A 20,913-nucleotide genomic window follows, 5' to 3' on the forward strand; every position below is an offset into this window, starting at 1 on the left:
CTCCCGCGGGGGCGGGAGGTTGAAGTGAAGAAGCGGGCAGCCCTGAGAACAGGACCGCCCGCGCGGGAAACGGATGTGTTGATTCTACGTCAGTCACCGGCCTGCTTGAAGATGAACGGGTAGGTGACGATCACGGAGCCTCCACCCTTGGGCTCCGGGAACTTCCAGGTGCGCACGCGGCCGGCCACGCAGGTCTCCAGGTCCGAGTTGCCCGCCGTGGACTGCGCGACGTTGGACGTGGCCACCGAGCCGTTGGCGCTGATGACGAACTTCACGGAGACCTTGCCGCCCAGCTTGGGGAAGCGGTTGAGCAGGCTCTCGTAGCAGTAGCGGATCTGCCCGCGGTTGCGCTGGATGACCTGGCGGATGAGCTCCTTGTCCAGCGAGCCCATCACTTCCGGATCCGACGAGGTGATGCCCACGTCCACGCTCTGCTTGCCGCCGAGCGTGCCCACGCCGGTGCCGTAGCTGCCGCTGCCGCCGCCACGGCCCTTGGTGCCGATGCCGCCGATGCCGATGCTGTCACCGGTGCCGCCGCCACCGCCGCCGCTGCCGCGCAGGCCCATGCCGCCGAAGCCGCCCGCGTCGCCCGCCTTGGCGCCGAACATGTTGCCCATGGCGCTCTTGAGCTCACCGCCCAGGCCCGACTTGCCGAAGATGGTGGAGATGCCGCCCTTGCCACCGCCGAAGATCTTCGCGGTGAGGGCGCGCGCCTCGTCCTTCTTGTTCGGGTCGCCCTTGGGCGCGGCGCGGTTGTTGGTCTTGGGCGCGTCCTTCTTGCCCATCTGACCTTCGTCGTTGCGCTGCTTCTGGGCCATCTCGCCCGACTTCTTCTCCTTCTGCTGGTTCAGCTTCTCCAGGAACTTGTTCTTCTGGGTCTCCGGAGCCTTGATGATCAGCTTCGCGATGCGCGCGTCGTTGCCCGCGAGCTCATCCGCGTACTCGTCCCCTTCCCCACTCTGGTTCATGGAGTGGATGACGAACGCGGTGCCGATGAAGAACATCACCAGGAAGATGTTGAGCGCCGTGTAGTCGATGTTCTCGCCCACCGGCACGGCGACGCGCTTGGGCACCGGCTGGAACTGCGCCTCCAGCGTGAGGCCGCCCAGGTCCACCCAGACGAAGTCGTCCGCTTCCAGCGTGAGGCCATAGGCGTCACCGTCCTGGGAGGCCTTGCCGGACTCCATCACCGCTTCCAGGTCCAGCGTCTCGCCCTTGCGGGTGAGCTCGCCCTTCATCTTGCGCGCGAAGCGCACGGTGAAGGACTGGCCGTCGGTGCGCAGCACCTCGAAGGTGGGGGCGCCCAGCTTGGCGTCGCCCATCACGAAGTCCACGCCCTTGGCGCTGCCGACCGTGAAGGCCTTCTTCGCGCCGGGGGGCACGAAGAACTCGCCCACGCGCTGGTCACCCCAGAGCAGGCGCAGCGACACGCCCTGCGGGCCGTTGGACTTCGTCTTGCGCACGGTGCGCACGCGCGGCGCGGCTTCCTGCTCCTCGTGCGCGTCGTCCGCCTCCGGAGCCTTGGGGGCCTTGGGAGCCCGCGCGGGCGCCACGGCGTTCTTCTGCGTGGGCGCGACGGATGAATCCAGCGCGGCGACGGGAGCCGGAGCCGCGGCGAGCGCGGGCGTCGCGGCCACCGGAGCGGGCGCGGCAACGGCCTGCGCGATGGCTGCGGCGGGGGCCACCGGCGCGACAGTGGGGTTCTTGTCCGTGGGCGCATCCGCCTGGGCAACGGCGGCGGCCAGGTTCACCGCGGCGACAGCGGCCGGGTTCTCCAGGCGGATGGTGGTGCCACCCACGCGGACCTCGTCACCGAAGGAGACCTGCCCCTTGTTGACGCGCTTGCCGTTGACGTAGGTGCCTTCGACGCTGCCCATGTCGATGATGGACATGGAGCCGTCGGCGGCAACTTCGATGACGGAGTGGATGCGGCTGACCTTGTCGTCCTCCAGGCACAGGTGCGCGGAGGAAAGACGACCAATCTTGATGATGTCGCGCTCGTAGTCCTTGGAGGCGACCAACGTGTCGCCCTTGAAGACCTTGAGTGTCAGGGGTACGGCCATGGAGGGCTCCCGGTAGGCTTTGGCGCTCTTGGACAACGGTGCCGGCGGAAGGTTCCCGCCGTCGATTCAATCCGTGGTGGGGGGATTACAGCTCGCCCACGGACTGCATCACCTTGTCCTCGAAGTCTTCGCGGATGCGGATGAGGTTCGAGTGCTTCACGGTCTTGCGCGCCTCGACGTACTCGCCATCCGGCTTCGTGAGGTCACCTTCAATGGTGTCGTCCTCGAAGTCGACGCTGGTCGTCTTCTGCATCCTGGCGCCGCCACCCTCACCCGCCGCCTTGCCGCCCTCGTCCTGGGCGAAGGCCGGGGCCACCGACAGCGTCACCAACAGCATCAGCCACTTCCGCATCCTGCCTCCACGTGGGGCCTTCCCAAGGCCCACTGGTGTTTCCGCATGGTGGGCCCCCGCCTTGAAAAGCGAGGGGCTCACAAGGTTCGCATCTTCCCGAGCCGCGCCGCCAGCGTGAAGCCACTGGCGGGCGTCTCCCACATCACAGCAGGTCGTCGGTGGGCTCGTCGGAGTCCGCCGGTGCTGCATTCTTCTGGGCAGGGGCCGTCTGCGTGCCACCCGCCGGAGTGGCGGCCGGTTGCTGCGCGCCCGTGCCGGAAACCGGCGTGGCCTGCGGGGCGGTACCGGTGCCGGACGCGGGCGTCGCTCCACCCGGAGGCGGCTGGCCCTTCTGCTTCGCCTCTTCGGCCTTCATCGCGGCCTGCTGCTGGGCCTGGAGCGCCTCCAGTTGCTTGGCCTGGGCCTCCGCGGCGGACGCCTCGCGCTTGGCCTGCACGATGCTCTCCGCCTCGCGCATGAGGCCGAAGACAGGCGCCTCCGCGTTGATCGCGACCTCGCCGCCGGCGAGCGCGACATACTTCTTGTAGAGCTCCACCGCGCGCTCGGGGGCGTCCTTCACCTTGTGCAGGATGATGCCGCGGTTGAGGTACGTGGCGCCCAGGTCGGGGTTGAGCTTCTCCGCCTCGTCGTACTCCTGCATGGCCTTGTCGTACTGGCCCTGTCCCTTGAGCGCGATGCCCAGGTCCACGTGCGCGGCGGCGTTCTTGCCGTCCGACTGCAGGATGCGGCGCAGGTGCTCCTCCGCGCCGGGGAAGTCCTCCGCGTTGAGCGCCAGCTGGGCCAGCTCCACGTGCGCCGGCACGTAGTCCGCCTTCGCCTCCAGGGCGCTCTTGAACTGCAGGCGCGCGCCCTCGGTGTCGCTCTCCTTCAGGAGGATGAGGCCCACGGCCTGGTGCAGCTCCGGATCCGTGCCGTCCAGCTTCACCGCGCGCAGCGCGACGAGCTTCGCCATGGCCAGCTGCTTGCGGTCCAGGTAGCTGCGGATCATCACCTTGAGGGCGTTGGTGTTCATCGGGTCGCGCATGAGCGCGGCGCGAGACAGCTCCATCGCCTTGTCGTGGTCGTTGTTCTGCCGGTAGATCTCCGCGAGCCGGGCGCGCGAGCCCGCGTCATCCGGGTAGCGAGTGAGCACGTCCTGGTAGAGCGCCACGGCGCCGGCCACGTCGCCGCCGTTCTGCTTCATGATGGCCAGGTTGTCGGACGCCTGGCGCAGGGACGGCTTCTTGGTGAGCGCGGCCGCGTAGCGGGCCTTGGCTTCGTCGCCCTTGCCCATGCGCTCGGCGATGACGCCCAGGTTGTACTCGGCCTCCGCCAGGTTCTGGTCCGCCTCCAGGGCGGCCTTGAACTTGCGCTCCAGCGACGGGTAGTCGAACGCCTTCGCCTTCTTCTGCGCGTCAAAGGACTTCACCGCGTCATCGAACAGCAGCATGGCGCGGTTGGAGATGGACACCGGGCCCGTGGGGGCGACGGGCTTGGCGACGGGCGGCGGGGTGTTGGTCTGCGTGGTGGAACAACCGACGGCGGTCAGCGCCAGCGTGGCCAGCAGGAGGGGGCGGAAGGGGTGCATGCGGCGATTCATTAGAGGAAGTCCTCCGGCTCCTGATCATCAACGGTCTTCTTGGGGGCGCCGTCCTTGGACGCGGCGGCGGGCTTGGCGACCTCGGACTCGGTCTGCTGGCGAAGCGCGTTCGTCAGGGCGGACAGGTCCTCGTTGAGCGCCTCGCTCTTGGCCATCTTCTCCGGCTCGGACTTGGAGACCGGGGGCGGGATGTCCTGCACGGCGGCCAGCAGGTCGCCACCCAGCACCAGCTCCTTGTTCTTCAGCGCGAGCTTCTCCTCCAGCACCTCCGGGTAGCGGTCCGGCGCGTAGGTGGTGCGGAGGATCTTCAGGCTCGCCGCGGCGCAGTCGTTGAACACGCCCAGCTCGCGGCTCTTGGCGACCGCGCCGGAGAAGGCCTCCGTGGCCTTGTCCTTGAGCGGCTGCGCCTGGTTGCTGAACTCGTCGCGCAGGGCCTGCTGCGACTCCTCGTCCAGGCCGCGCGGCATGGGCGCGTTCACGACGAGGTCCGCCATGTGGTCATACGCGAGGCCAATGCGCTGCAGCGCGCAGATGGCCGGCTCCGGGGCGCCCAGGGACACGGTCTGCACGTACTTCTTCTGCACGACCTCCAGCGCGCGGCCCTTGTCGGCCAGCGAGCCCTTGAAGCGCTCCGGCGACGGCGGCACACCCCAGTACAGCTTCAGGCGCTTGAACTCGTTCCAGTCCGGCTCGATGGCCAGCAGGTTCGCCTGCGCGGCGGCGGCCAGCGCGGGCTTCTCCAGCGAGGTCTGCTGACGGCGGGGCAGCTGATCGAAGTACTCGAAGATGCGCTTGTTCATGCGGCGCACGTCGTTCGTCTTCCGCATCTTCGCGTAGATGTCGGTGATGCGGCCCTCGGCCATGAGGAACTTGCTCTGGCTGCGCATGTTGTCGCGCTCGTACTCCTCCAGGAGCTTGATGGCCTTCATGTACGCGCCCTGCTTCACGTGCAGGTCCACGACGGAGAGGAACACGCTTTCGGCGTCCTTCGACTTGGGCCACAGCTCGATGTAGTGCTCGCGGTTCTTGAGCGCGGCCTTCAGCTGGCCCAAGCCCTCGCGGTAGGTGGCCGCGTTGAACAGGGCGATCTGCGCCTTGGACTCGTCCCACTTCTGCACCACCGCGGGCTTCGCGGGGCCGTCGTCGTTGGAGGCCTGCTTCGCGCGGCCCTTGGCCTTGCTCTTCGCCTTGGCCTTCGCGGCCGGCGCGCCGCCCTTCTCATTCAGGTTGCGCTCATAGCCGCGCACGTAGAGTTCGTAGGTGCCCGCGGCCTCCTCGAAGTCACCGATGGCCTCCAGCGCCTCCGCGTTCGCGTAGATGGAGTCCGGCACGTACTTGGACCGGGGGTACTCCGCGAACAGGCGCTTGCGGACCTCGATGGCCTTATCCAGGCTCTTCGCCTTGTAGTAGTCGACGGACGCGTTGTAGAGCGCCAGGTCCGCGATCTCCGTCTGAGGGAAGTCGTGGACGAAGTTCAGGTACGCCTCGGCCGCCTTGGAGAACTCCTTCTTCTCCTCCAGCTGGCTGACCAGCTTGAACGACGACTGCTCGATGAGCTTCGCCAGGTCGTCGCGGAACTTGCCGGTGGCCAGCTTGTCGTTGGAGTAGAAGCGGCGGGCCCACTCGTTGACCTTCGCGAAGTCGCCCAGCAGGTTGTACGAGTCGAGGATGAGGTTGGCGGCGATCTCAGCGGCGCGCTGCCCGTCCTCGAACTTGTACTCGGGGTAGCCGAGCGCGATTTCGGAGAAGCGCAGCACCGCTTCGTCGAAGTGGTTGTGGCGGTAGTAGATGTTCGCCGCCTTGAAGGCGATCTCCACGCGCTTGTCGCCCTTGGGGACGTACTTGAGGTAGCGCTCGCACGCGTCCAGCAGCGACTTCTTCAGCGTGGGGATGGCGATCTTCTTCTGGATGTCCGTGCCGGCGGACTCGGACTTGGCCTCGCCACGCGCTTCAGCGGCCTTCACGACTTCGTCGTAGGCGAGCACGGCGTTGTAGGAGGCGTTGGTCAGCCACTTGCCCGGCTTGCCCGGCTTGGGCTTGCCCTTGTCGTCCTTGGCCTCCAGCACCTTGGCGTCCTGGAGGACGACGAGCGTGTAGTTGGCGGCGGCCTTGTCGAAGTTCTGGAGGTTGTCGTTGAGGAGCTCCGCCCAGAAGAAGCGCAGGTCGTACGCCTTGGGGTTCTCCGGGAAGAGCGTGAGGTAGTCGCTGTACACGGCGTCCGCGTACTTGAAGGTCTCCTCGCTGCGCGTCTTCTTGCCCTCGTTGTGCCAGGTGACTGCGAGGTTGGAGAGCGTGCGCTCGGACAGCTCCTTCGCCTCCGCGAGCGCCTTCTTGTCCTTGTCGTCCTTGATGACGCCAGAGGACTCGACGTCCTTCATGATCTTCACGAGCCGGCGCACCTGGGCCACGGTGCGCTCCTTGTTGCCCATGCGCAGGATGCAGTCGACGATCTTGCCCTGGAAGCCAGGGGCCTCCGGCGACAGCGGCTTCTCCTTGATCAGGGAGTTGTAGGTGATGGCCGCTTCGCGGTCCTTGCCGTCGCCGTAGTACAGGTTCGCGAGCTGCTTCATCATCGCGAAGCGGTCTTCCGGATTGGTGGCGACCTTGCCGAAGTCCGCGCGGGCCTGCGTCACGTCACCCTCGCGGGCGAAGGCGCGCACGTAGTCGGCGCGCGCTTCACGCACCAGCGAGCCCTTGGCCTTGGACTTGCCGTCCTTCTCCACGGCGGCGGCGCCAGCCAGCTCACCGTAGAGGACCACGGTCTTGTACTTGTCCTTCGCGGACTCGTACTCGCCCATGTTGAAGTAGCACCAGCCCTGCTTGTAGAGGGCGAAGGCGTAGACCTGGTTCTCCGGGAACTCGGCGGCCTTCTTGTACGCGGCGAGCGCCTTCTCCAGCTCCGGGCGCTTGCCCTTGGAGTTGTTGAAGTAGTACTCGCCGAAGGCGAAGTACGCGTCCGGGATGTACTTGGACGTGGGGTGCTTCTCAATCAGGCGCTTGAACGCGACGAGCGCCTTCTTGTCCTGGCCGTCCTCCATCAGGTACTGGCCGAGGAAGAAGAGCACCTCGTCCGTGCGCTCGAACTTCGGGTACTCCTGGACGATCTTCGTGTACTGCTCGACGGCGTACTTGCCGTTCTCCTTCACCTTCGCCATCAACTCCGCCTTCTCCGCCTTGGCCTTCTGCTGGGCCGCGGCGTCGTTGCGGTTCATGGCGACGATGAGCTCGTCGTCCTTCCGGTTGGCTTCGAAGAAGAAGAACTTCGACTCCTCCCAGTAGAGTTCGCCCAGACGGAACAGCAGGCTGGGGGCCTCCTTCTGATCAGGAGACAGCGAGATGATCTTCCTCAGCGATTCGATCTGTTCGCGGCGCTTGGAGGCGACCTGCACTTCCACGCCCAGGCGGAACTGATCATATTGAAGCGCGGGAGCGGCCTGCTGGGCTTCCTTCGGGCGCGTGATGTCGCCTGCGAGGGACTTGTCCACGGTGGTGGTGGACTTCTTGCCCAGGTCAGCGTCGCGCAGTGCTTTCTTCTCCTGGGCCGAAGCCATGGAAGTCAGGAGAACGAGGCAAACGAGTAGCGAGCGGCGCATGGTCTTCCTAGGAGCGGGTGACCGGTGTCCACGGATGCCTGCTTGCTTGGCAAGTGTCCGGGAATCTTCGGGAATTTCCATGAGGGGACTCGTACTATGCGCGGTTTGCGCAAGGCGGGTCAACCCAGACGACGGGACGTCCGGTCCGTTGGATAGCAAGCGGGAAAACTTCAATTTCGCTGTGCGCCATCACCGCTCCAGACAGCGACAGGAAGGTTGCACCGGCTGCCCCAACGGGTATGGGAGGCTGGCGGCTGTTCCTCTGGTCGCCCTGCCTGGAGTGGTTGTCGGATCATGAGTCTTCTGCCGGAGAGCGCCAGCTTCGAAGAGCTGGTGCAGGACTACTTCCTCGCGGTGCGCGGCGCGGGCCTGATGTTGTCCGCGCTGGACACGGAGCTCGTCATTGCGTGGGCTCGGGAGGGCGTGCCCTTCGAGGTCGTGGCGCGCGGTATCTCGCGTTCGGCGGAGAAGGCGCTGTGGGACGCGCGGCCCGGAGAGCCGGTGCTGCGTTCGCTGCGCGCGTGCCGGCGCCAGGTGGAGACGGAGATCCGCAAGTACCGCGACCTGTCCGCGGGCCAGGGAGAAGAGGCGCCTCAGGCCTCCTCGAAGAAGCGCCCTGCCCGTTCGTGGGAAGAGGTGCGGCACGCGCGGTTGTGCGCGGCGCTGCGGGCGCTGACGGAGCGCGAAGCCGCGATGGCGCCGCGGGTGCACCGGCTGCTGGACACGGTGCTCGCGTGCGTGCCTCGCGAGCCCGCGGCCATGGATCAGCAGGAGGCGTGGGCGCTGCTGGTGCTGCTGCGCGCCCTGCCCTTCACGGAGCGACGCACGGTGTGGCGAGATGCGCGCACCGGTGAACAACAGCTGATGACCGCCCGCGCGCGGCGTGTGTCCCGGCGCTTCCGGCTCCAGGCGGCCGTCAGACGGCGGCTGGACATGAAGGAAACCTGAAGGGTTGTCCCCCTTTCACGCGACTGAACGAAGGTTCAGCATGCTGACGGGCAAGGGGGACGGTGTTATGGCTGGGCGTGATGGCTGCCAAGGCGAACGGCGAGGCGTGTGGGCTGTGCGGCGGGCGGACGTACGTCATCGAGCGGCGCGGAGAGCTCGCGACCGCTCGGGTGTGTACGTGCTCGGTGGACTGCCCGATGTGCGGTGGACGCGGGCACAGGCTGGTGCAGAAGGAAGGCACCTTCAGCGCGAAGGTGGGCCCCCGGACGTATGAAGTCCTGGAGCCGTGCGTGTGCACGCTCCGGCGCACGCGCGTGGCGCTCTACAACGACGTGCAGATGCCGGGCGTCATGGCGCACGCGTCGTTCGACAACTACCGGCCCTTCAACGAGGCACAGGACCGCGGCCGCGGCGTGGCGATGCACTTCGCCAATCAGTACGTGAAGGGCGCCACCAGCAAGGGCTTCGTGCTGAGCGGGCCGGTGGGCACGGGCAAGACGCACCTCATGGCGGCGACGCTCGGGCACCTGGTGCTGGAGATGGGCGTGAAGACCCGCTACGTCGAAATCTCGCTCCTGTACGCGACCATCCGGCGCGGCTTCCAGGACGGCAAGAGCGGCGGAGAGATCATCGGGCCCCTGTCGGAGGTGGAGGTGCTCGCCATCGACGAGCTGGGCAAGGGGCGCGGCAGTCCCTTCGAGATGGAGACGCTCGATGAGCTGATCGCCCGGCGCTACAACGCGGGGCGCACGACGCTCTTCGCCACGAACTACTCGCTGGAGCCGGAGCGCAAGGGCGCGCGGAGCAGCGCGCCTTCGGGCTACCGCACCACGGACGACGCCCGCTCCGCCATGAAGGACGCGGAGCTCCTGCGCGAGCGCGTGGGTGAGCGCATCTACAGCCGCCTCTGCGAGATGTGCACCTTCGTGGAGCTGCCGCGCGACACCCCGGACCGGCGGCGCACGCGGCAGGAGATGGACGCGCCGCCGCCCATGGGTGGCATGCGCAACCCGGGCCGGTGATCAGCGCTTGATGGCGCGCACCAGCGAGTTGCCCGCGTCCGCCACGTAGAGGGTGCCATCCGGCCCCACCGCGAGCCCGGCGGGCAGCACCAGCTGGGCCTCCCTGCCCGCGCCGTCATCCGCGCCATAGCGGCCACTGCCCGCGAGCGTGGTCAGCTTCTCCGGTTCACCCGACGCGTTGAAGGTCAGCCGGCGCACGCGGTAGTTGCCGGGGTCGGAGATGGCGAGCGAGCCGTCCGGCAGCAGCGCCAGTCCCAGGTACGGCAGCAGCTGGCCCTCCTTCGGATCCCCGTCGCGGAAGCCGGGCGTGGAGCCCGCCACCACGGTGGTGACGCCGTCGCGCACGCGCACCACGCGCGCCATGCCACTCTCCACGACGTAGGTGGTGCCGTCCGCCGTCTGGGCCACCGCGGAGGGACGGTAGAGCCAGTCGCCCTGAAGCGTCGTCACCGGGTTGCCGGGCGTCACCATGTCGATGCGGCGGATGACGCTGTTGTTGAGGTCCGCCACGAGCAGCGCCGTGCCGTCCGGCGTGAAGGACAGGCCCGCGGGCTGGTTGAAGGCCGCCGACAGCGCGGGACCGTCCTGGTAGCCGAACGAGGTGCCCGCGAAGACCTGCGCCTTTCCGTCCGGGGTGATGCGGCGGATGAGCGCGTTCTCCGTGTCGGACACGTAGAGGTTGCCCAGCGCGTCCGAGGCGATGCCCATGGGGCCGTAGAGGCCGGTGAGCACCGTGCGGATCTTCCCGTCCGGCGACACGCGCTTCACGGTGTTGCCCAGCGAGTCCGCCACTGCCCAGCCCCCATCCGGCAGCACGGCGACAGCGAGCGGCGCGCCCAGTTCGTCCGGCCCCACCTTCGCGCCCGAGTGGCAGCGCTTGCCGGGCTGTCCCGCCACCGTCGTCACGGACGCGGCGAACGGCCCCATCGGAGTGGGCGCCGCCGGGGGCTGGAACTTCACCAGGTCGCCCGGCAGCTTCCGGCCCAGCGCCTTGTAGAGCACGTTGGCCACGATGCGGCCCGCGCGCGGATCCGCCACGCGGTCCCCCACCCCGGCCAGCTTCTGCACGAAGTCGATGCCTCCCGAGGAGAAGACGTACGCCTCCCCCTGCTTGCGCACCACCATGTGCGCGAAGCCGAAGCCGCCCTGGAGCGACAGCGAGGGCGACTCCGCGAGCACCTCCACGCCGGAGGGCTGGCGGCCGTTGGACACCAGCTGATCCACTTCGTAGCCGTTCGCCATCCACAGGGTGTCACCGGCCTTCAGGCCCGTGCCGTTGAAGGCCCAGTGCTCCGGATGGGTGATGACGGTCGGGAAGGGCCACTGGTGCCAGCGCGCGGCGAACTGCACGCCCAAGAGCGCGTTCTCCGGACGGGGCGCGGGCAGGTCGCGGAACTTCACCGTCCTGCGCTGGTCCTTGTACGGGTCCTCGGGCGCGCCCTTGTAGCAAGTCACGACGCGGCGCGGGCGGCCGTCGGCGGAGGGCTCGAAGCGCACCTGCCAGTAGGCGTTGTTCGCGCCCAGGTTGATGATGGACCGCTCTTCGGACAGCGCGCGGTCCGCGTGGTCGCGCTGCTTGGAGGACCAGTACTCGTCGTGGCCGGACATCACGAACACCTTCGCTCCACGAAGGAAGTCGTAGCTTTCGTCCATGTCCTCGTCGGTGAAGTAGCCCACGTCCAGGTCTTGCGACTCCAGCCACGTGACCAGGCTCAGGTCGTCCGTCATCAGGTGCCCGGAGCCCTGGCCCCGGTAGTAGGGCCGGTCGTAGGAGGACTGGAAGGCACGCGAAACGCCGTGCGCCTTCATCACGCCCTTCTGATCATCGTAGAGGCTGGTGCCGCCCCAGGTGTTGTACGCCGCCCAGTTCGCGGTGGGGATGAGCACCGCGACCTCCGAGCGAGGGTTGGCGTCCCGCACGTAGAAGGGCACGTAGCGCGATGGCCGGTCGTCGCGCACGAGCTTCACCACGTACACGCCGCGCACCCAGTCCTCGCCGATGGGGATCTCCAGCGTGGGGGACCAGGAACAGGCGATGATCCCCGTCGTCGGATCCGCGGGGCAGTCCGCCTGCCGCGTGCCCTGCACCGGGCCGCCGCGCGCGACCTCGCGGGCACCCACGCCGCCGTAGTAGCCCAGGCGGTAGACGAACCAGCTGAACTTGCGCTCCTCGGACAGGGACACCGCCACGCGCAGCGACTCGCCCTGCGTCAGGGTGGCCTTGAGCGGGTAGCCTTCAATCTCACGGCTGTTGGCGTTCTTGTCGATGCGCCAGCCCGTGGTGCCCTTCTTCTGATTCTCCTTGTGGACGGCGTCCGGGTCGCGCTCGGGCAGCGAGCTGCCGCCGTCGGGCAGCGTGCCCGCGTCCGGCTCCTCTTCTGGAGTGCCCGCGTCGTATTCGGGAACGACGATGCCGCCGTCCGGACCGATGACGCCCGCGTCGTCGTTGCTCAGCGGCGGATCATCATGGCGGTCGCCAGGGGGAGGCGTGCCGGGTGCCGGACCGGAGTCCTTGCAGCCCGAGGTCCCCGTCACCAGGAGCGCCAGCACCACCCCCAGTCCCATCCAGCGACGCCCCTGAGCCATGGCCCAACCCTCCAAGGTGTTCGGGGAAGAGGGTAGGCATCGACTTCTCAGAGGGAAGCGCTCTGCCCCCAATGGGAAAGGAGGTTCGACAGACGATGTCGACTCGTCCCCAGGGACAACCCGCAAGTCCTCGGATCAACGGAGGTTGCGCGGGCGCGATGCGTGTCAGCTACCGAGCAGTTCGCGGTGCAGCCGGGCCGTGAGGGTCTTCAGATGCGTCTTGTCCACCAGGAGGGTCACCTGCAAGGGCGAGGTGCTCACCGCATGGACCCGCGCGGACAGGGCTTCCGCGGCGGAGAGGGCCTTGCGCAGCGGCACCCAGTCCGCGTTGAGGCCCACGCCCACACAGGTGACCGTGCCCCAGCCGTCCTGCCAGTCCACGCCCGCGCCAAAGCGCGTGGCCAGCTCACGCTGGAGCGCCTCCGGGCCGTGAATGTCCGCGAGTGGAACCGCCAGGTACGTGCGTCCCGGCGCGCCCGGCAGCCCGTCGTGGGCGAGCGTGCGGCCTCGGACGGCGCGCGCGTCCAGGAACTCCAGCAACTCCTGGAGGGGCACGCTGGCGTGCGCGACGAGCACGGCCATCTCCGCGTCCGCCGTCACGCCCTTGACGCGGCTGTCGGTGGGCACGGCGAGCTCCTGCACGCGGGTGCCGGTGCCCTGGCCGTGCGCGGTGCGCGCGAGGATGGTGATGCCGCGCGCTTTCGCCCACTCCACGGCCTGCGCGTTGAGCACCTTGGCGCCGGCGCTCGCCAGCTCCTGCATCTCGTCGTAGCTCAGCGACTCCAGCTTGCGTGCGTCCGGCACCACGCGCGGATCCGCGCTGAAGACGCCGTCCACGTCCGAATAGATTTCACACGCCTCCGCGTCCAGCGCCGCCGCCAGCGCGACCGCGGTCGTGTCGGAGCCGCCGCGTCCCAGCGTCGTCACCTCCTTCTTGTAGGAGACGCCCTGGTAGCCCGCGACGATGACGACCTTGCCGTGCGCCAGCTCGTCCTGGATGCGGTAGGGCCGCACCTCCACGATGCGCGCCTGGGCGTGCGCGTCGTTGGTGATGATGCCGCTCTGGCTGCCGGTGAAGCTGATGGCCGGGACGCCCTGCTCCTGGAGCGCCATGGACAACAGCGCCATGGAGATGCGCTCGCCGCAGGTGAGGAGCATGTCCAGTTCGCGCCGGGGCGGGTCCTGGGACACGCTCTTGGCCAGCGACAGCAGGTCATCCGTGGTGTCGCCCATGGCGCTCACGACGACGACGACCTGATAGCCCGCGTCCCGCTTCTGCTTCACGCGCCGCGCGACCTTGCCGAGCTTCTCCGCGTCAGCGACCGATGAGCCGCCGTACTTCTGCACCACGATTGGCATCCACGCCTCGCTTCCGGGGCAGTGTAGAGTTCGCCCCCGCGCATGCCAATCACCGAGAAGCCCATCATCGAGGTGCGCAACCTCACCCGGCGCTACCGCGATCGCGTGGCCATCGAGGACCTGTCCTTCACGGTCGGTGAGGGCGAGCTGCTGGGCTTCCTGGGCCCCAACGGCGCGGGCAAGTCCACCACGATGAAGATCCTCACCGGCTTCCTGCCCCCCTCCGAGGGCAGCGCGAAGGTGGCGGGCTTCGACGTGTCCACGCACCCCATGGAGGTCAAACGGCGCATCGGCTACCTGCCGGAGACGCCGCCGCTGTACCCGGAGCTGACGGTGCACGGCTACCTGGCGTTCGTCGCGGCGCTCAAGCAGGTGCCCGGCCGCGCGGTGAAGGCGGAGGTGGCGCGGGTGGCGGGGCTCACGGGCATCGACGACGTGATGGGCCGCGTGCTCCAGAACCTGTCCAAGGGCTACCAGCAGCGCGTGGGCATCGCGCAGGCGCTCATCGGTTCGCCGCCGGTGCTCATCCTGGACGAGCCCACCGAAGGCCTGGACCCCGCGCAGCGCGCGGACCTGCGCGCGTTGATCCGGAGCCTCAAGGGCAGGCACACGGTGCTGTTGTCCACGCACATCCTCCCGGAGGTCACGGTGACGTGCGAGAAGGTCCTCATCCTGCACCAGGGCCACGTGGTGGCCCATGACGCCATCGACCAGTTGGCGAAGGCCCATGGCCAGGCCGAGCACGCGTCGTTGGAAGAAGTCTTCATCAAGCTGACCGCCACCTGAACAGGAACCCTTAAGCGCATGCGCACCGCCCTGGCTATTGCCCGCAAGGAGCTGGCCGTCGCCTTCACCACCCCGTGGGCCTACGCCGTGTTCACGGCGATGGCGGCGCTCTCGTCGTTCTTCTTCGTCAGCCTGCTGGAGCAGTTCCAGCAGGTGCAGTCCCTGGCGCGCGAGCACGGCTGGAGCAAGCTGCCGCCGGACTCCATCGTCTACCGCAACCTCACGGACGGCGTGGTGGTGCAGCTGTGGGGCGTGGTGTTGATCCTCACGCTCTTCGTCGCGCCCTTCTTGTCCATGCGGCTGTTCGCGGAGGAGAAGCGCCAGAAGACGTTCGCGCTGCTGCTCACGACGCCGGTGCGGCCGGTGGACATCGTGCTGGGCAAGTACCTGGGCGGCCTGGGCCTCATCTTCGTCACGCTGGGGCTGACGCTGGTGTTCCCGGTGCTGCTGTCGGTGGTGGGCACGGGCCCGTCCGGCTCCGCGCTGGAGTGGCCCACGGTGCTGCTGGGCTACGGCGCGGTGCTGCTGTGGGGCGCGACGTGCATGGCCGTGGGGATGTTCATCTCCGCGTTGACGGAGAGCCAGATGCTGGCGGCGTTCCTCACCTTCACCGTGCTGTTGCCGTGGATGCTCCTGCGCGGCGTGGCCCAGTCCACCGCGGAGCCGCTGCGCTCGTTCCTGAACTACCTGTCCTTCGACACGCAGTTGCAGGGGATGATCCAGGGCGTCCTGGAGGTGCAGGCGCTGGTGTTCTTCGCGTCCGTCATCCTGTTCTCGCTGCTGCTCACCCACCGCGCGGTGGAAGCGCAGCGCTACGCATGACCATGAGAGCGACCCACGTCACCCGGGTGCTGGGGCCCTTCGGCCTGCTGCTCCTCGCGTCCAGTCCCTTCACGCTGTTCCTCACCTCCGGCAGCGTGGCGCTCGCCGCGGGCAAGGCGGTGCTGGGCGCGGCGATGCTCGCGGCCTACGTCGTCACGCACCGGCAGGAGCTGGGGCGCGCGGGCACCCGCCGCACGGGACGGTTCCTCGCGTCGTCCGTGCTCACCACGCTGGCGGTGCTGGGCGTGCTGGTGACGCTCAACGTGCTCGCGTTCCGCAAGAACCAGCGGTGGGATTTGACGCAGGAGCGCATCTTCTCGCTCGCGCCGCAGACAGTGCAGACGCTGGCGGGGTTGAAGGAGAAGGCGCACGCGCTGGCGCTCGTCCCGCCCACGCATCCGTCCTATGGCGAGTTGGAGGAGCTGTTCCGGCGCTACCACGAGGCGGCACCGGAGTCCTTCGACTACGCCTTCGTGGATCCGCGCCGCGAGCCGACCCTGGCCGCGAAGTACCAGCTCAAGGACAAGCAGACGCTGGTCGTCGTCTCCCGCGGCGAGGGCGATGCCGCGCCCCACACCACCCTGCCCGTCCCCTCCGAGCAGGAGCTGACCAACGCCCTGCTCCAGCTGAGCGCGACGGGCGCGCAGAAGGTGTACGTCCTCGAAGGACACGGCGAGTGGTCGCTGGAGGCGGCCGGTGAGGGGCTGACGGAGCTGCGGCGCCAGCTGCTGCGCGAGGGCTACCGCCCCGAACCGCTCAACCTCCTGGGCCGGAAGGAGGTGCCTCGCGACGCGGGCCTGTTGATCATCGCTGGCGCGAAGCAGGCGTATACGGCGCAGGAGGTGGCGGTGTTGCGCACCTATCTGGGCGAAGGCGGCCGGCTGCTTTACTTCACCGACGCGAACACGGACGACGGGCTGGGCCTGTTCCTCGCGGACTACGGCGTGCAGGTGGACGAGGGCGTGGCGGCGGACCCGCAGTTCAACTCGGGCAACCCGTTCGTCCTCCTGTCGAACTTCTACGGCAAGCACCCCATCACGCGTCCGTTGCAGGAGCGCGGCTTCAACATCCAGCTGCCCACGCCGCGCAGCTTCACGCTTGTCCGCGAGGGCTTCCTGCGGCCCGGCGTGACGGTGGAGCCCGTGCTGCTGAGCTCACCGTATGCGTGGGTGGAGTCGCGGCCCCTGGAGGACACCACTCCTTCCAGCGGCGAGAAGATGGGGCAGCTCACGCTGGTGGCCGCCGCGTCCCGGGACACGCGCACCGCGGAGCACAAGCGCTCCGACGAGGCGCGGCTGGTGGCCGTGGGAGACTCGGAGCTGCTGTTGGATCCGAACTGGGGCTACGAGGCAAACCGCAACCTGGTGATGAACTCCCTGGGATGGGCGTCCCATCAGGCGGAGAAGATCACCCTGCGCCCTCCCGACCGTGAGACGTCCACCCTGGAGCTGGGCGAGGAGCAGATGCGGACCCTGCGCTTCGTATCCACCGACCTGCTGCCCTTGTCGCTGCTGGGCGTGGGACTCGCGGTCTGGTTGTCACGGAGGAACCGGTGAGGACTTCCACCGTCTTGATGCTGGGGCTTTTGACCGTGGGCTGTTCGCGCGACGCGGAGAAGCCCCCTGCTCCGCCGAAGCTCTTCGCGACGGAGCCCGCCGAGCTGCCACGTGGTGCGACTCCGGACCCGACGCCCGTCTTCACGCACCTGACGGTGAAGGCTCGCGGCGCCACCACGGAGCTGGAGCGGACACCGGAGGGCTGGCGGCTTGTTTCTCCCGTGGAGGCGAAGGCGGATCCGTACGCGGTGGAGGCCCTGGTGCAGCAGCTCACCTCGGCGAAGTTCAAGTCCACCGTGAACGCGTCACCGACGGACGCGGACCTGAAGAAGTACGGGCTCACGTCCCCGGCGTTCACCGTGACGGCGCGGGCCTTCCTCCCGGATGCCAATGGTGAAGGCGCGGAGAATCCATCCCGCCAGCGCACCGTGACGCTGGCCGGTGGAGATGAGAACCCCTTCGATGGCTCCGTCTACGTGCGCCGTGAAGGCGATGCGACCGTGTACGCGGCCGACGGTGCCGTGCGGTACTCGCTGGACAAGGGACCGTTCGAACTGCGCGCCAAGGAGTTCCTGGGGCCGCTGGACCTCGCGTCGCTCCAGTCCATTGAAGTCAAAGCGAAGGACCACGCGTACGTGCTGACGCGCGAGGCGGACGGCAAGTCGTGGCGGCTGGAGAAGCCGGAGCCCACCCGCGCGAACACCAGCCGGCTGACGGACCTGCTCAAGGCGTTCGAGGCCCATCAGGCCCTGTCCTTCCCGCAGGACACCGCCGCCAACCGGAAGGCTCTGGGCCTGGACACGCCCATCGTGGACGCGCGCTTCGTGCCTGCATCCGGTGAACCCATCCGCGTCAGGCTGGCGCAGGTGACCCGCGACGGCGCGAACGTCGTTCATGCACTGCGGGAACAGGGTTCGCGGTCCACGCTGGCGGAGGTCGAACCCCGCGCGCTGACGACACTGGACTTGGGCGTGCAGGAGTTGAAGGACCGCCGTGTGCTGTCGTTCCCACGCGACGACGTGCGGCGCATGGAGTTCCTCCCCGGAGGCAAGGCCGCCCCCGTGGTGGTGACGCGCGGCGCGGGCAACAGCGACGCATGGCAGGTGGACGGTCCCGGCGGTGGACGCGCCCTGCACTTCCGCGTGGTGAAACTGCTGGGCCGGCTGGAGGCGCTGAAGGCCGCCGCGTTCGGCGAGCCCAAAGTGAAGCACTGGGATCGCTATGGCATCAGCGACACGTCGCGGGGCGTCGTGCTGCGCGACGCGGACGGGCGCGAGCTGGCGCGGCTGTGGCTGGGTGACGCCGTGCCGGACACGGAGGACCGGCTCTACGCACGGGGCTCCGGTCCGGACCTGGTGGAGGTGTCCATGGGCGCGGTGGCGGACCTGCCCACGCGCGCCGCGGACCTCCAGGAGGCGCCGCCCGATGCTACGGACGGCGGACCTCCCGCGCCCTGAGCCAGCGCTACACTTCCATCAAGGCGAAGCGCTGCTCGGGCGTGAACTTGGTGAGCAGCGGCATGGCGACGTTGAACACAGGGATGCCGCTCTTCGTCTTGCCCTCGAGCGCGCCGTGGTGCGCGTGGCCGTGGAAGACGTAGGCCGCGCCGTAGTGGTCGATGGGCATCGACAGACGGCTCGTCCCCAGGAAGGGGCGGATCTCGATGTTCTCCCCCTCCAGCGTCTCCGGGATGGGGGCGTAGTGCATGATCACGACCTTCTTGGGCGTGTCCAGGTGGCTGAGCGCCGCCTCCAGCTTGAGCGACTCGGTGACGGCCTCCTGCACGAAGGACTTCGTCTGTCCCTCGCCGAACGCCTGCAACGTCGCGTTGCCGAAGCCGCCTCCGAAGCCCTTCACCCCCGCGACGCCCAGCACCTTCTCGAAGATGAAGTGGTCCCCGTCGAGGATGTGCACGCCGACCTTGGAGAGCTCCGAGCAGATGTCCTTCACCTGCCCGTGCTCGTAGTCGTGATTGCCCAGCACCGCGGCGCACGGGACGCGCAAGGCCGAGAGCTCCTCGGCCAGGACCTTGCCCTCTTCAATCATCCCGCGGTCCGTCAGGTCCCCGCACAAGAGCAGCAGATCCGCCGAGGCGTTCACCTGTTTGACGAGCTGACGGAAGCGCCCGTGCTGATCCTCCCGGCAGTGCAGGTCACCGACCGCTGCCAGTCGAATCTTCGAGTTCGGATCTCGCGCCACGGGTTCCCCCCTCGGGTCTGTCCTGTTCGTCCCACGCCCTGCCGTCCCCAAAGCCCCAGTGGTGGATGTCCACGTGATAGTTCACCTTGGACACCAGGTTGCCCCGGCACAGCTTCTCGTCCCAGCTGCCGTCGCGCACCGTCTGGAGCGTGCGGCTCATCAACTCCGTCATCACGTAGTTGGGCACGCTGTCGCGCTCGCTCGGGTACGCGAAGCGGAACATCATCAGGTGGCTGAGCAGCACCTCCCAGTAGCGGTCGAAGCGCCGGAGGATGCGGTCCCAGTCCATCTCCCGCCCCGCCTTGAGGATGAGGTGGTTGATGTCCGCGCCGTCATAGCGCTCGCGCTCGGTGACGAAGGCCTTGGACCAGATCATCTCCTCGGCCGGTGCGATGAGGCACTCGTAGCCGAAGATGGTGGCCTTCCTGGCGTTGGTGAACCACTCGTCGTCCACCGTGGCCACGCCGTTGCCGGAGGAGAAGATGAAGTCGACGAAGTAGTCGCCCTTGTACGCCTTGTAGAGCCAGACCTCGTCCGGCCGTTCCGTGCGCCAGCCATCCTTCTCCAGCACGTCCAGGGCGCGGATGGCGTCCTGCTTGCGCGGGAACAGGTCCAGGTCCTTGGTGTCGCGGTAGATGCCGGTATAGGTGGCGTAGGCATACGCACCCCCCACCACGAACGGCACCCCGGCCTCATGCAACAGGCCAACGGCTCTGGCGCGGGCGTTGATCTCGTCCGGCGCACGCTCCCGCTCGGCCAGCGTGGCGTCCGTACCCATCTCCCCGGGATGGTTCGGGTGTCGTTTTTCCATGGGCGAAAGGTAGGGATGGCCCATTTCAACCGTCAGGCAGGCGGGCGCGGGCGCCCGGAGAGCAAGCAGCCAGGCTCCAAGCGCTTGGTTTCACTGCGCTTTTCCACTCCTAGCGAGCGCCTTTTCTGTTTTTCGCACGGCCTGTGTCCATAGGGGCGAATTCACTGACGCACGGCCCGCACGAGACGGGCCCTGAAAGGACGCCCGACCATGCTGCGCAAGAGCCTGCTGTGTGCCTCCCTGTTGTTCGTGGGCTGCAACGACGCCGGGAGCAACGACGCGGACACGTTCCGTGACGGCCTGCCCTCCAAGGAGATGACGCAGGTGAAGGCGCCGAAGGCGAACGGCCAGGGCCTGACGGCGGCCGGCCCTTCCGCGCAGTACGGCCAGGGGCAGAAGGCGGAGTACTACCAGGCGACGGTGAACGCCACGGTGGCGGTGAACGGCGGCACGCTGTGGGTGCTCAACCTCATCGAGCAGATCTCCAAGTATCCGCCGACGACGCTGGAGGAGAACAAGGCGGTGTGGGGCCCGAGCACGGAGGCGCTGAGTCCCACCACGTGGCGGCTGACGGTGACGAAGTCGGGGGAGGCGTCGTTCTCCTGGGTGCTCGAGGGCAAGGCGAAGGGCGAGGAGGACAGCGCCTTCCGCGCGGTGCTGTCCGGCGCGCAGCAGGTGGCGGTGGACGCGGACGGCGAGCGCGTGAAGGGCTACGGCTCCGGCGAGCTGTTCATCGACTGGGACGCGGCGCACACCCTGCCGGATGCCGACGACAACGTGGGCACGGTGGAGATCCGCTACGCGCGCCCGAGCGCCTCCGCGGAGGCCACGGTGGACGCGGACTTCCACCAGGTGCGTGACGAGAAGGACGCCAACAAGCGCGTGGACGGGACCTACCATTACAAGGCGTCCGCGACGGCGGGCGGCGAGTTCGAGTTCGCGACGAACGAGGACATCGACAACGGTGACCCGCTGCGCGCGAAGCTGGAGAAGCTGTCCATCAAGAGCCGCTGGACTGCGACGGGGGCGGGCCGCTCGGACATCAAGGTGACGGGGGGCGACCTGGTGGGCGAGGCCACGCTGAACGAGTGCTGGGACACGAACTTCCTCAGCACCTACTTCCGCGTCAGCCTGGACCCGCGCCTGGGCTACGGCGAGGCGGAGGCGGCCTGCGGCGGGTTCTCGGCGGCGGTGTACTCGTCGCTGTGAGCCGGGTCGCGGTAGGCTTGCGCCGCGC

Annotated in this window: 15 protein-coding genes; 7 read left to right on the forward strand and 8 right to left on the reverse strand. The window is 68.2% G+C overall.

Annotated features, from left to right (window positions below; genetic code table 11):
* Window positions 1-89 precede the first annotated feature (89 nt).
* The 4 genes from gltG to D7X99_RS03345 all read right to left on the reverse strand — a co-directional run bounded on the left by gltG (window position 90) and on the right by D7X99_RS03345 (window position 7,587).
* Window positions 90-2,063, reverse strand: coding sequence for an adventurous gliding motility protein GltG (gltG, locus tag D7X99_RS03330; protein WP_121776458.1), 1,974 nt, complete (start codon window positions 2,061-2,063; stop codon window positions 90-92).
* A gap of 85 nt (window positions 2,064-2,148) precedes the next feature.
* Entirely contained in the window at window positions 2,149-2,415 is a 267-nt protein-coding gene (gene cglF, locus D7X99_RS03335; RefSeq protein ID WP_120576002.1) for an adventurous gliding motility protein CglF, read from the reverse strand.
* 142 nt (window positions 2,416-2,557) lie between these two features.
* Window positions 2,558-3,994: an adventurous gliding motility TPR repeat lipoprotein GltE gene (gene gltE / locus D7X99_RS03340; RefSeq protein WP_121776451.1), complete on the reverse strand. Its 1,437-nt coding sequence runs from the start codon at window positions 3,992-3,994 to the stop codon at window positions 2,558-2,560.
* Complete coding sequence (locus D7X99_RS03345) at window positions 3,994-7,587, reverse strand: tetratricopeptide repeat protein (protein ID WP_169824883.1); 3,594 nt, start codon at window positions 7,585-7,587, stop codon at window positions 3,994-3,996. Before D7X99_RS03345 ends, gltE begins: the two co-directional genes overlap by 1 nt.
* 294 nt (window positions 7,588-7,881) lie before the next feature.
* Between D7X99_RS03345 and D7X99_RS03350 the strand changes: the two genes are divergently transcribed.
* Both D7X99_RS03350 and D7X99_RS03355 read left to right on the forward strand, forming a co-directional pair.
* Window positions 7,882-8,535: a hypothetical protein gene (locus D7X99_RS03350; protein ID WP_121776453.1), complete on the forward strand. Its 654-nt coding sequence runs from the start codon at window positions 7,882-7,884 to the stop codon at window positions 8,533-8,535.
* A gap of 80 nt (window positions 8,536-8,615) precedes the next feature.
* Window positions 8,616-9,557: an ATP-binding protein gene (locus D7X99_RS03355; RefSeq protein ID WP_121776454.1), complete on the forward strand. Its 942-nt coding sequence runs from the start codon at window positions 8,616-8,618 to the stop codon at window positions 9,555-9,557.
* Here the strand turns inward: D7X99_RS03355 and D7X99_RS03360 are convergent, their stop codons facing one another.
* Entirely contained in the window at window positions 9,558-12,143 is a 2,586-nt protein-coding gene (locus D7X99_RS03360; RefSeq protein WP_120576007.1) for a N,N-dimethylformamidase beta subunit family domain-containing protein, read from the reverse strand.
* Window positions 12,144-12,308: 165 nt separating this feature from the next.
* Window positions 12,309-13,502 carry an aspartate kinase gene (locus tag D7X99_RS03365; protein WP_120576008.1) on the reverse strand — a complete coding sequence of 398 codons (1,194 nt, stop codon included), beginning with the start codon at window positions 13,500-13,502 and terminating at the stop codon, window positions 12,309-12,311.
* A 42-nt stretch (window positions 13,503-13,544) separates the two neighbouring features.
* On the opposite strand from D7X99_RS03365, the gene D7X99_RS03370 reads away from it, so the two are divergent.
* The 4 genes from D7X99_RS03370 to D7X99_RS03385 are packed head-to-tail and all read left to right on the forward strand — an operon-like array spanning window position 13,545 to window position 18,123.
* Entirely contained in the window at window positions 13,545-14,288 is a 744-nt protein-coding gene (locus D7X99_RS03370; RefSeq protein ID WP_171805306.1) for an ABC transporter ATP-binding protein, read from the forward strand.
* A gap of 18 nt (window positions 14,289-14,306) precedes the next feature.
* Window positions 14,307-15,110 carry an ABC transporter permease gene (locus D7X99_RS03375; RefSeq protein WP_120576009.1) on the forward strand — a complete coding sequence of 268 codons (804 nt, stop codon included), beginning with the start codon at window positions 14,307-14,309 and terminating at the stop codon, window positions 15,108-15,110.
* 2 nt (window positions 15,111-15,112) lie between these two features.
* The gene (locus D7X99_RS03380; RefSeq protein WP_121776460.1) at window positions 15,113-16,666 is read left to right on the forward strand and encodes a GldG family protein; all 1,554 of its coding nucleotides are present in this window, start codon (window positions 15,113-15,115) and stop codon (window positions 16,664-16,666) included.
* The gene (locus D7X99_RS03385) at window positions 16,663-18,123 is read left to right on the forward strand and encodes a DUF4340 domain-containing protein (protein WP_121776455.1); all 1,461 of its coding nucleotides are present in this window, start codon (window positions 16,663-16,665) and stop codon (window positions 18,121-18,123) included. The genes D7X99_RS03380 and D7X99_RS03385 overlap by 4 nt, the downstream gene beginning before the upstream one ends.
* A 7-nt stretch (window positions 18,124-18,130) precedes the next feature.
* Here D7X99_RS03385 and D7X99_RS03390 read toward each other — a convergent pair whose 3' ends face one another.
* Window positions 18,131-18,835, reverse strand: coding sequence for a metallophosphoesterase (locus D7X99_RS03390; RefSeq protein ID WP_120594297.1), 705 nt, complete (start codon window positions 18,833-18,835; stop codon window positions 18,131-18,133).
* Window positions 18,819-19,643 (reverse strand): nucleotidyltransferase, encoded by an 825-nt coding sequence (locus D7X99_RS03395; protein WP_120576011.1) that lies wholly within the window; start codon window positions 19,641-19,643, stop codon window positions 18,819-18,821. Before D7X99_RS03395 ends, D7X99_RS03390 begins: the two co-directional genes overlap by 17 nt.
* Before the next feature lie 243 nt (window positions 19,644-19,886).
* Between D7X99_RS03395 and D7X99_RS03400 the strand changes: the two genes are divergently transcribed.
* Window positions 19,887-20,885, forward strand: coding sequence for a hypothetical protein (locus D7X99_RS03400; protein WP_120576012.1), 999 nt, complete (start codon window positions 19,887-19,889; stop codon window positions 20,883-20,885).
* Window positions 20,886-20,913: the final 28 nt, after the last annotated feature.

The organism is Corallococcus sp. AB032C (genome assembly GCF_003668935.1).
GTDB lineage: Bacteria > Myxococcota > Myxococcia > Myxococcales > Myxococcaceae > Corallococcus > Corallococcus exiguus.